Origin of the sequence: Carboxydothermus ferrireducens DSM 11255, from assembly GCF_000427565.1 — a bacterium.
Lineage (GTDB): Bacteria > Bacillota > Z-2901 > Carboxydothermales > Carboxydothermaceae > Carboxydothermus > Carboxydothermus hydrogenoformans.
The window spans coordinates 52,269-64,297 of sequence record NZ_ATYG01000019.1 but is presented as its reverse complement, the minus strand read 5'-3'; the positions used below and the strand labels follow the sequence as shown (position 1 = coordinate 64,297).

Here is a 12,029-nt window from a genome sequence, read left to right as displayed (position 1 = left end):
ATTACTACCCCTTCAACCTCTCCCCCTATTTGCCGGGCTAAAGTTACCATCTCAAAGGTTACTTTCTTTAACTTACCTTCCCTTTGCTCTGCTACTACCCATACTTTACCCATTAGCTCCACCCCCTATATTACCTTGGCTTCTTCCCGTAAGGCTTTAACTAACTTGGCTACCGCTACCGCCGGCTCATCGGTGAAGATTTTCCCCGCCTGCTTGCCTTTGGGAAGAAAGATTTCTTTTATCTCTACCTTGGGCGTGGCGTTTAACCCCAGGTCCGCGGCGTTTATGACCTTTAATTCTTTTTTCTTGGCCTGCATGATGCCTTTCATGGAAGGATACCGCGGTTCATTTAACCCCCGCTGGGCGGTGACAAGGGCCGGCAGGGGTACTTCTACCACTTCGGTGCCACCTTCGATTTCCCGGTGGCCGGTAATCTTGCCTTCCTCTACTTCTAATTTGGTGACAAGGTTGATTTGTGGTAAGCCTAAAATCTCGGCTACCCGTACCCCTACCTGGGCGGAACTGTCGTCAATGGCCCGCCAGCCGGCTAAAATAAGGTCGTATTCCATTTGCTGCAGCACTTTCGCCAGTACTTCGGCTACCACGCTTTCATCTAACTGCAGGCCGTCGGTTTTGACCAGTACCGCCCGGTCGGCTCCCATGGCTAAGGCCTGCCGTAACGCTTCCTGGGCCCTATCACTCCCCGCCGATACTACCACTACCTCCCCCTGCCCAAGTTTTTCCTTAATCCTTAGTGCTTCTTCTACTGCAAATTCGTCGTAGGGGTTAATGATTAAGGTTACCCCGCTGTCGTCAATTTTCCCGTCCTTTAATACTATCTTGGCTTCGGTGTCAAAGGTTTGCTTTAAAAGAACTACCAGTTTCACCTAATCTCCCTCCTTACTCTCCTTTAAATTCGGGTTTTCTTTTATTTAAGAAGGCATCCATGCCTTCTTTTTGATCACTGGTCGTAAAGCAGAGGGCAAACATCTCCGCTTCATACGCCAGTGCCCGTTCCAAATCCATATTTAACCCTTCATTTAAGGCAGCCTTGGAATAAAATACCGCAAGCTTTGCTTTAGCTGCTATTTTCTGAGCAATTTCTAAAGCTTTTGGCATCAGTTCTTCCGGTTCTACTACCCTGTTAACCAATCCAATTCTCAGGGCTTCCTGAGCATCTATCATCTCACCGGTATATAAGAGCTCGGCTGCCATACCTTTTCCTACCAGTCGCGGCAACCTCTGAGTACCGCCAAAGCCTGCAGTAACCCCTAATCCTACTTCCGGTTGTCCAAATTTTGCTTTAGTTGAAGCAATTCTGAAATCACAGGCCATTGCTATTTCACAGCCACCACCAAGGGCAAACCCGTTAACCGCAGCGATAACCGGTTGAGGAATTCTTTCAAGTTTTGATAACACCTTTTGCCCAAGCTTGGCAAAATACCTGGCTTGCCGGGGAGTAAAATTCCTCATTTGCGAAATGTCGGCTCCCGCCACAAAACTCTTTTCTCCCGCACCGGTTAAAATTACCACCGTAATGCTTTCATCCTCAGCTATTTTATCCAGTAAAGAATCTAACTCTTCTAACACTTCAGAATTTAAAGCATTTAATACCTGGGGTCGGTTTATGGTTATAATACCGACCTGGTCTTTCTTTTCAAACAAAATCGTTTTGTATTCCATACTTTCCCCCCTGTTCCCCTATTTTAAGAGGTGGCGAGCAATTACAATTCTCTGAATCTGATTGGTCCCCTCGTAAATCTGCGTGATCTTGGCATCCCTCATGTAGCGCTCTACGGGATACTCCTTGGTATAACCGTAACCGCCGAGCAGTTGTACGCAATCGGTAGTTACCCGCATTGCTGTATCGGTTGCATACTTTTTGGCCATCGCCGCTTCTTTGCTGTGGGGTAACCCATTATTTTTCAGCCAGGCAGCCCGGTAAACTAATAACTTCGCCGCTTCAATCTCCGTTGCCATATCCGCCACCATCCACTGAATCCCCTGGTTTGCGGCAATAGGCCGGCCAAATTGCTCCCGCTGTTTAATGTAGTTAAGGGTATACTCAAAAGCGCCTTCCGCAATACCTAAACCCTGGGCTCCAATCGCAATTCGCCCGCCATCTAAAAGTTGCATGGCAACTTTAAAGCCCTCGCCAATTTTCCCCAGAACATTTTCTTTTGGGACTATGGCATTTTCAAAATACAGCTCGCAGGTAACCGAACCATTCAGTCCCATTTTTTCTACCGGTTTAGAAATGGTAAGTCCCGGTGTATTTTTTTCAACTATCAAACAGGTAATCCCTTCCGCCCCTTTGGTAGCGGGGTCAGTTCTTGCAAAGGTAATAAAAACGTCGGCATAGCTTCCATTGGTGATGAAAATTTTACTGCCATTTAAGACAAAGTGATCACCTTTATCTACCGCTGAAAGCCTCAAGCTGGCCGCATCGGAACCGGAATTAGGCTCCGTTAAAGCATAAGCTCCAAGCATTCTCCCCTGAGCCATTGGAACTAAATATTTCTGTTTCTGTTCTTCGTTACCAAACATATAGATACTCATGCAGCCAAGCCCAATGTGTACAGCTAAAATCACCGCAGTTGAGGCACAAACCTTGGCAATTTCTTCAATAAATAAAATGTAGGAAAAGTAGTCAGCTCCTGCTCCTCCGTACTCTTCGGGAATGGGAATTCCCATTAAACCTAATTCCGCCAATTTATCTAACGTCTCCTTGGGAAAACGATGCTCCCGGTCGGTCTTTTCCGCAATTGGTGCAATTTCTCTTTGGGCAAATTTTCGTACCATGTCAACAAACATTTGCTGTTCTTCCGAAAGCTGAAAATCCATCTTTCCCCTCCCCCGTATGACCCCAAAAAGGATTAAGAATAGTTATAAAACCCTCTACCGGTTTTTCTTCCTAGCCATCCCGCTTTAACATATTGCCGCAACAGCGGACAAGGACGGTATTTGGGGTCACCATAACCGTTATATAGAACTTCTAAAATAGCAAGAACTGTATCAAGTCCAATTAAGTCAGCCAGGGCCAGAGGACCCATCGGATGATTCATACCAAGTTTCATAATGGTATCGATTCCCTCTACCGATGCTACCCCTTCATAGAGGCACCAAATAGCTTCATTAATCATTACCTGCAAAACTCTATTGGAAACGAAACCAGGAACATCTTTACATTCTACCGGCACTTTATCCATTTTGCGGCTAAGTTCCTCAATTACCAGATAAACCTCATCGGAGGTTTGCAAACCGCGAATTATTTCCACCAATTTCATCAATGGTACGGGATTCATAAAATGCATGCCGATAACCCGTTCAGGGCGCTTGGTTGTTGCCGCAATTTCGGTAATCGGCAAAGACGAGGTGTTGGTAGCCAGAATCGCATGAGGTGGGGCAATTTGATCCAGTTCAGCAAAGATTTTAGCCTTAACTTCCATTTTTTCCACAACCGCCTCAATTACCAAATCACAATCGGCAGCATTTTTTAAGCTATCGGAAGGCTTAATTCTTCCTAAAATTTCATTTTTTTCTGCTTCAGTTATTTTCCCTTTTTCAACAAACTTAGCAAGGCTCTTTTTTATCGTTTCTAACCCTTTATTCACAATATCAAGATTTAAATCATGTAATACCGTTTCAAAACCCGCTTGCGCTGCAACCTGGGCTATCCCACTGCCCATTTGTCCGGCCCCAACAACCATAATTTTTTTAATATCCATTTAAATCCCTCCTAATCCACTTTAATCAACATGGCATCCCCTTGGGCCGCTCCGCTGCAAATGGCAGCTATTCCTGTTCCTCCACCCCTACGTCTTAACTCATAAATCAGGGTCATTAAAATACGGGCCCCGCTTGCACCGATGGGATGACCAAAAGCTACAGCTCCACCGTTAACATTAACTTTTTCAAGGTTATATCCGGCAATTTTTTGACTGACCAAAACTACCGCCGCAAAAGCTTCATTAACTTCTAAAAGATCTATTTGTTCAATTTTCATTCCTTTCTTCGCTAAAAGCTTGTTAATCGCCTGTCCCGGTGCAGTTGCAATATATTTGGCATCTAAAGCTACTTCGGCATGGCCAAGGTAAGTCGCCAGAGGTTTAATTCCAAGTTCCCGGGCTTTTTCTTTACTCATTAGAACCAAAGCTCCTGCTCCATCATTTACACCGGGGGCATTTCCGGCAGTAACGGTCCCGTTGGCATCAAAAACCGGCGGAAGTTTAGAAAGAGCTTCAATCGTTGTATTGGGACGCGGCTGTTCATCTTTTTCAATGACAACGACCTCTCCTTTTTTCCCGGGTACCTCAACTTTGACAATTTCATCGTTCAGCCGTCCTTTTTCCATTGCTTCTTTAGCCCTCATTTGACTGATATATGCCCATTCATCCTGAGCTTCCCGGGAAATACCATATTCCTTGGCAACTTCCGAGCCGTGAACCGCCATGTGCCGGTCATAAAAAGCACACCAGAGACCATCATGCACCATTAAATCTATAGCTTCAAAATTAAACATTCTCTGTCCCCAGCGAGCACTGGGCAATATATACGGGGCATTACTCATGCTTTCCATTCCGCCTGCAACTGCCACGTCAATTTCACCTAAAGCAATCATCTTTGCCGCCATAGCTACCGCGATTAAACCGCTGGCACATACTTTGTTTACCGTTACTGACGGAACTTCCCAGGGTAGACCCGCTTTTCTTGCCGCCTGCCGGGAAGGTATTTGACCCGCTCCTCCCTGTAAAACCTGACCCATGTAAACATAGTCAAACTCTTCCGGACTTACTCCGCTTCTCTCCACCGCTGCCTTGATAGCTATTGCCCCCAGGTCAACCGCTTTTAAAGCCGAAAGTCCCCCACCAAACTTCCCAAAGGGTGTTCGGGCCGCACTTACAATAACTACTTCTCTCATTTTCTCCCCTCCTCAAACTCCCAATGATTAAAAATACAAAAAATTCCGTTTTTTCTCTTTCTAATCCACCACCCCTCGTAAAAGAGTAAAGCGAAAACCATATTATTTTAAATACGTAACTTAAGATAAAATTCCTGCTGGTTTGACTAAATATTTTTTATATTGTTAATTTTTGAAATTGTTTGTGTATTTTAATCTACTCGTTATTTTGCTTAATTATACCGTAGCAAAACAGTTGAAAAACATCATCGCTAAGTTTTGCCAGACTATAACGGCGGGACGATAATAACCAGGAAGAAACTGTTTCATCCAAAGTTCCGAAAATCATCCGCCGAATGACCTTTGTAGAAATATCTTTGCGAAAAATTCCCTGTTCTTTTCCTTCTTCTATGACACTTTCAATAATATAAAAATAATCCTTTAATAATTCCGACAATTTTTGCCGCAAATCTCTATCAGCCTGACGTAATTCAATCTGGGTAACCTGGGCAAAATTGCGGTCCTTTTCGGAGTTCTCCAAGTGCATAGTTATAAGTTTTTTTAGTTTATCCAGTGGCGTTTTAGCAGCAGCTATCTCGACTTTTAAGTTAGAAATAAACTCCCCATATCTCTTTTGAAAAAGGGATAAAAGTAAATCCTGTTTATTTTTAAAATAAAGATAAATTGTTCCTTCAGCTACGTTAGCTTCCCGTGCTATTTTTGAAATTTGGGCTTTATGATAGCCAACTTCCCCGATGATTTTTGCAGCAGCATCTAAGATAGCTTCATATTTATCTATGCTCTTTTTGGCCATATTACCCTCCGTTTTTTCTTTAAATTATAACACAATAACTTAAAAAAGTGAATGAGTATTCATTCAGAATTTAAGATTTTTTTCGTAATTTTTAAAAGTTTTAAGATCTAAAACAAAATTAGGACTGCCAGCTTGTTATTTTTGAGGAGCTTTTCTCCTCCGGCTAAAAAATAGGCACTTACCGGCAATCGGTAAGTGCCTAAGAACAAGGCGGGAGCGGTTACTCCCGCATTTATTAAATGGGAGAGGAGAAAATAAGCTAAGCTTTATAACCAAGGTTATCAATGATAACCTCTGCTACCTCCCGGGCTAACTTAATTGTATTAACCGGCGGAAGTTTCGCAAACTTTCTAACCACCGCCAGATAAGTTCTCTGCTCATCTCCTTCGGAAACATACGCCAGGAGGTCTTTAGCAAGTTTTTCAATTTTAGCAAAGCTCTCAGCCACAAAGATCTTAACATACTTTTCCTGCAATTCAGATCCGGTCTTTACAGCCCTTAAATAAGAGCTTTCCATGGCATAAATTTCAATTGCCATATCAGCTATCATTCCCAGAACTTCCTGTTCTTGTTCAATTTTCTCCTTAAATTTCTGAACTGCCAGCCCTGCAGCCATTAAAGCTAACTTTTTAGCCCGGCTAATTGCTTCTTTTTCCCGGTTAAGTCCTGACACATCTTCCACCGGCGGCAGTGGGGCTACAATTTCACCCATCAACTTCTGGACAGCAGCCAGAAGCGGAAGCTGACCCTTTTGGGCTTTTCGCAGTAACTGGGCCGGAATAATTAGCCTGTTAATTTCATTGGTACCCTCAAAAATCCGGTTAATTCTTGCATCCCGGTACATTCTTTCCGCCGGATATTCCTGGGTATAGCCGTAACCGCCAAAAATTTGAACGGTCTCATCCACTACAAAATCTAAAGCTTCGGAAGCAAACACTTTGTTTATAGAATACTCAATAGCATATTCCTCAATGCCTTTAGCCACTTCAGCACCGGATTTGCCTTTAACATCACCTAAAATCTTATCCATCATTCCGGCAGTGCGATAAACCATACTTTCTGCAGCAAAAGTATAAGCTGCCATTCTGCCGATTTTGTTCTTAATTAAACCGAAGTTGGCAATTGGTTGACCAAATTGACTTCTTTCGGTTGCGTACTTAACAGCAGTACTTAGGGCTAATTTGCAGGAACCAGCACATCCAGCTCCAAGTTTAAACCGCCCGATATTTAAAATGTTAAAAGCAATTACATGACCTTTACCAACTTCGCCCAAAACGTTTTCCACCGGAACTTTGACATCTTCTAAAATAACCTGCCGGGTAGAAGACCCTTTAATACCCATCTTCTTTTCTTCCGGTCCGAAAGATACCCCGGGAAAATCCCGTTCCACGATAAAAGCTGTAAACTTATCTCCATCAACTTTGGCATAAACAATAAATACATCTGCAAAGCCCGCATTGGTTATAAACTGTTTGGTACCGTTTAAGATGTAGTATTTACCATCTTCACTTAACACAGCTTTAGTTTTTGCTGCCAGAGCATCGGAACCGGAACCAGGTTCGGTTAAACAGTAAGCTGCAAGTTTTTCACCGCTGGCAAGTCCGGGTAAGTACTTTTTCTTTTGTTCCTCAGTACCGAAATATACAATTGGTAAAGTACCTATACCGGTATGTGCCCCATGCGCTGTGGCAAAGCTACCCTGGCCAGAAACATTTTCTGTAACGATAACAGTACTTACTTTGTCCAGTTCCATACCACCATATGCTTCAGGAATATCTACCGACAAAAGTCCTAATTCCCCGGCTTTACGCAATAATGTTGGAACTACACCTTCAACTTGATTTTCTATTTCTTCACTCTTGGGCAATACTTCATTGTTAATAAAATCTTTAACCATTTTTGCCATCATGCGGTGCTCTTCGGTAAAATCTTCCGGTGTAAAAATCGATTGAGGCTCAGCATCTTTAATTAAAAATTCGCCACCTTTTAAAACTTCAGACATCATAAACCCCTCCCGTTTGAATTAAATTAATTCAAAGACTCCGGCAGCTCCCATACCGCCACCGATACACATTGAAACCACACCGTATTTTGCTTTACGCCGCTGCATTTCCGAAAGAAGAGTTGCCGTAAGTTTAGCACCGGTACAGCCCAGCGGGTGACCGAGGGCAATAGCACCGCCGTTGGGATTAACTTTCGCAGGGTCAATTTCTAAAGTTTTTATTACAGCCAGTGCTTGAGCCGCAAAAGCTTCATTTAACTCAAATACGTCCACCTGATCTAAGGTAATACCGGCTAATTTTAAGGCTTTAGGTATAGCTACCACAGGACCAATACCCATAATTTCCGGCTCCACTCCGCCTACGGCAAAGGAGCGAAATACAGCAATTGGTTTTAAGCCAAGCTCTTCGGCTTTTTCCGCCGACATTAATAAGGCTGCTGCAGCACCGTCACTGGTTTGCGAAGAATTCCCTGCTGTAACCGTGCCACCCTGCCGAAAAACCGGCTTTAACCGGGCCAGAGCCTCAAGGGTAGTATCAAAGCGCGGACCTTCATCTACTTCAAACATTTCGGTTTTCTCAATAACTTTCTTTCCGTCAAAGATTTTTTCAACTACCGGTACCGGAACAATTTCATCTTTAAATTTACCGCCCAATATTGCTTCCTTTGCTTTCATGTGGCTTTTATAGGCAAACTCGTCCTGCTCTTCCCGGGAAATATTATAGCGAGTAGCCACATTTTCAGCAGTAAGACCCATGCTGAGATAAGCATCGGGCATTACATTCATTAATTCCGGGTTGGGCAAAAGGTCATTTCCGCCCATCGGTACCATACTCATACTTTCGATACCGCCAGCTATTACCACATCGCTCATTCCGGTCATAATCTTCATTGCCGCATCGGCAATGGCATTTAAACCGGAAGAGCAAAAGCGGTTAACAGTAACACCGGGAACTGAGTAGGGCAAACCAGCTCTTAAAGCAACTACCCGTCCTAAATTCATCCCCTGTTCCGCTTCGGGAAAAGCACAACCAATGATAACATCTTCAATAATCTCCGGGTTAATTCCCGTCTGGTTGATAATTTCCTTTATAACCAATGCTCCCAGATCCTCCGGGCGAGTATTTCTTAGTTTTCCCCTGGGAGCTTTTCCTACCGGAGTTCTTAATGCTTTTACAATTACCGCTTCACGCATAGCATCACCTCCTAATTTCTAAGCGGTTTATTTTTAAGAAGCATATGGCGAATCCGTTCCTGTGTTTTCCGTTCGCCGGCTAAACTTAAAAACGCTTCCCTTTCCAAATCTAAGAGATACTGTTCAGTTACATAGGTTCCCGGATGGACATTTCCACCGGTTAAAACATAGGCAATCTTCTTGGCAATATGAGCATCGTATTCAGTGATGAAATTGCCTTCTTTCATATTGTGAATAACCGAAGCTAAAGCTGCATAACCAGAGGTGCCTAAAACTTTTACGGGCTTGGGAACCGGCGGACGGTAACCCATCTTCGACATATAAAGAACCCGTTCTTTGGCATCATGAATGAGATAATCCCGATTCATCGTGACACCATCACAGGGTCTCAAGAAGCCAAGTTTCTTAGCTTCCTGACCGCTGGTAGATACGCGTGCGGTTGCCGCCAGTTCAAAAGCTCTAAAGATAAACGGCTTGTAATCTACCGCTCCGGCTACTCTCCAGCCACCGGTATCGCTGGCGTATTCGGTCATGCGGTAGACCAACTCTTTAAGTCCGCCGCCAGCTGGTACCAGGCCTACTCCCACTTCAACTAAGCCCATGTACGTTTCCGCTGCCGCCTGAATACCATCGGAAGCCAAACAAACCTCGCAGCCACCACCCACAGTCATCCCAAAAGGTGCAGCTACCACCGGTTTGTCGCAGTACTTCAACGTTAAGAGGCTGTCCTGGAAGGTCTTTACCATGTAATCTAATTCATCCCAATCTTCATCTTCAATGGTCATGAGAATTAAAGCCAGGTTAGCACCCACGGAAAAGTTTTTGCCATCATTGCCAATAACCAGACCCCGCCAGTTCCTGCTGACCTCTTCGGTAGCTCTTCTAATCATGGAAAGTATGTCATCACCAATAGCGTTGCTCTTGGAATGGAATTCCAAGAGAGCCACATCATCCCCGATATCAATTAACGACGCTCCCTGATTTTCAAAAATAACTTTATTTTGAGCTTTTAAGTCCTTAATCACATAAAATTCTTTCGGCAGTTCAACTGGCTTATAATCTTCGGTAGCAAGATCAAAGTAGTAAGTCACGCCATTTTCATATTTGTAGAAACTCTTGTACCCTTTGGCCAGGAGCTTTTCCACAATCGGCGGAATTACTTCTCCTTCTTCCCTCATTCGGGCTACAGTTTTTTCTACCCCAATAGCATCCCAGGTTTCAAAGGGACCCAACTGCCAGTTAAAGCCCCAGCGCATGGCCCGGTCGATATTAACAATATCATCGGCAATTTCGGGAATCTTAGATGCAGCATACAGCAGGGTCTTTTTCATTATTCTCCAGACCAGAGCGGCCCCTTCATCTTTTCCAGAAATTAAGGTTTGCAGTTTGGCTTTTAACCCTTCCGCTGCTTTAGCCGCTTCTAACGATGGGTAATTAACTTTTTCCTGGGGCTTGTATTGGAGAGTTTTGACATCCAGGCTTAAGATTTCTTTACCTTCCTCGGTTTTAACTTTTTTGTAAAATCCCTGACCGGTCTTATCCCCTAAAAGCTTATTGGCAACCATTTTTTCTAAGAATTCCGGCACCCGGAAAAGTTCTTTTTCCGCAGGATCGGTAACATTATCATAAACGTTTTTCGCTACGTGAACTAATGTATCTAATCCAACCAAATCAGCGGTACGGAAAGTTGCACTCTTCGGCCGGCCCATGACAGGACCGGTAAGAGCATCGATTGCTTCTACAGTATAGCCTTCTTCTAAAGCTTTCATTATTTGTAAAATCCCGTAGACTCCAATGCGGTTACCGATAAAGTTCGGAGTATCCTTGGCAAAAACAATACCTTTGCCCAGTACCCGTTCGCCAAATTTAGCCATGAAATCCACTATTTCCGGTTTGGTCTCATTTCCCGGGATGATTTCTAATAGCTTCATGTAACGAGGAGGGTTAAAGAAGTGCGTTCCCAGGAACCGTTCCCGGAACTCTTTGGGCATGTGTTCAACCATTTTGTTCACGGAAATTCCGGAAGTATTGGTACTGATGATTGCCGTCGGCTTTAAATAGGGAGCAATCTTGGTAAATAAATTTTTCTTAATCTCAAGGTTTTCTACCACAACCTCGATAACCCAATCACAGTCCTTTAACAGGTGTAAATCATCTTCTAAATTACCAATAGTAATTAAATCAGCATTTTCCGGTACGGCAAAAGCCGCCGGGGATGCTTTTTTCGCCGCTTCCAATCCCCCTTTAACAATCCGGTACCGAACCTCAGGACTTTCTAAAGTAAGTCCCTTTTTTTCCTCTTCGGGGGTTAAATTAAACGGCACAATATCCAGCAAAACCACCGGGATACCGGCATTGGTTAAAAGTGCGGCAATACCACTTCCCATTATCCCGGAACCTATAACCCCTACTTTGTTAATCTTGTACACCCTCATCCCTCCTTGAGTTAAAATATGAATGAATACTCATTCATTATGCTGGTAAAAAAAGAAAACCTTCTTACTTTGTAATTATATTCTTAATTGCCGCAAAATTCAATATATTGTTCTAAAATTTTGATAATTTATTTCAAAAGTAAGTTACTTTAGTCTTTTATTATTCTACCTCAAGTATTTGGGGATCATAAGGTCCCATTGACGCAACAACGAAGCGGTCGTTAAATTTAGTAACCAAGATTATGTATTTATCATTTTTTTCGTTTTCATTTTCAAGTAAAAAATAAGTCCTATTTGAATCACCTCGAAGCTTAGATACATTAAAATCCTTTCCACCGCCAAAATTCAAATAATTACTTGCGGTAGGGTTACCGGTAGAGTCGGGAACCGGTAAATATTTATTTACCTTTTTTATATCGTTACTTTTTAATGCTTTGGCAAAAGCTTTTGCCAGTTCTTCCGGGGTTTGGGGATAAGAATTAAATGTAGTTTTGATTTTCATGGTTATATTATCAATAAAATTATTGTTGATGATTTTATCCAAAGGTGTATTTTCTAATAAACTACACCCACTTAAAGAAAAAAGGATAACCACTAATAGTATTACTCTTCCAGTACGATACATCATACTCACTCCTATAAAGTTTAAGAGCAGGGTCGGGTTTTACCCGACCCTGCAAATTA

General features: G+C 43.1%; 10 protein-coding genes and 1 pseudogene. All 11 read right to left on the bottom strand.

Going from position 1 to position 12,029, the window contains the following annotated elements:
* Positions 1–113 (bottom strand): annotated as a pseudogene (locus CARFE_RS16835) (electron transfer flavoprotein subunit alpha/FixB family protein); the annotation flags it as partial.
* A gap of 12 nt (positions 114–125) precedes the next feature.
* Positions 126–887 (bottom strand): electron transfer flavoprotein subunit beta/FixA family protein, encoded by a 762-nt coding sequence (locus tag CARFE_RS0108110; protein WP_028052394.1) that lies wholly within the window; start codon positions 885–887, stop codon positions 126–128.
* Between the two features lie 13 nt (positions 888–900).
* On the bottom strand, positions 901–1,683 hold the full coding sequence (locus CARFE_RS0108105) for a short-chain-enoyl-CoA hydratase (protein WP_028052393.1): 783 nt from the start codon (positions 1,681–1,683) through the stop codon (positions 901–903).
* A gap of 18 nt (positions 1,684–1,701) precedes the next feature.
* Entirely contained in the window at positions 1,702–2,844 is a 1,143-nt protein-coding gene (locus CARFE_RS0108100; RefSeq protein WP_028052392.1) for an acyl-CoA dehydrogenase, read from the bottom strand.
* Positions 2,845–2,876: 32 nt separating this feature from the next.
* Positions 2,877–3,722, bottom strand: coding sequence for a 3-hydroxybutyryl-CoA dehydrogenase (locus tag CARFE_RS0108095; RefSeq protein WP_210432945.1), 846 nt, complete (start codon positions 3,720–3,722; stop codon positions 2,877–2,879).
* 17 nt (positions 3,723–3,739) lie between these two features.
* Positions 3,740–4,921 carry an acetyl-CoA C-acetyltransferase gene (locus CARFE_RS0108090; RefSeq protein WP_028052390.1) on the bottom strand — a complete coding sequence of 394 codons (1,182 nt, stop codon included), beginning with the start codon at positions 4,919–4,921 and terminating at the stop codon, positions 3,740–3,742.
* A 196-nt stretch (positions 4,922–5,117) separates the two neighbouring features.
* On the bottom strand, positions 5,118–5,714 hold the full coding sequence (locus CARFE_RS0108085; protein ID WP_011344508.1) for a TetR/AcrR family transcriptional regulator: 597 nt from the start codon (positions 5,712–5,714) through the stop codon (positions 5,118–5,120).
* A gap of 259 nt (positions 5,715–5,973) precedes the next feature.
* Positions 5,974–7,719 (bottom strand): acyl-CoA dehydrogenase family protein, encoded by a 1,746-nt coding sequence (locus CARFE_RS0108080; RefSeq protein ID WP_281170182.1) that lies wholly within the window; start codon positions 7,717–7,719, stop codon positions 5,974–5,976.
* Between the two features lie 18 nt (positions 7,720–7,737).
* Entirely contained in the window at positions 7,738–8,910 is a 1,173-nt protein-coding gene (locus CARFE_RS0108075; RefSeq protein ID WP_028052388.1) for a thiolase family protein, read from the bottom strand.
* A gap of 11 nt (positions 8,911–8,921) precedes the next feature.
* Positions 8,922–11,345, bottom strand: coding sequence for a 3-hydroxyacyl-CoA dehydrogenase/enoyl-CoA hydratase family protein (locus tag CARFE_RS0108070; RefSeq protein ID WP_028052387.1), 2,424 nt, complete (start codon positions 11,343–11,345; stop codon positions 8,922–8,924).
* A gap of 160 nt (positions 11,346–11,505) precedes the next feature.
* Positions 11,506–11,970 carry a hypothetical protein gene (locus CARFE_RS0108065; RefSeq protein ID WP_028052386.1) on the bottom strand — a complete coding sequence of 155 codons (465 nt, stop codon included), beginning with the start codon at positions 11,968–11,970 and terminating at the stop codon, positions 11,506–11,508.
* Positions 11,971–12,029: the final 59 nt, after the last annotated feature.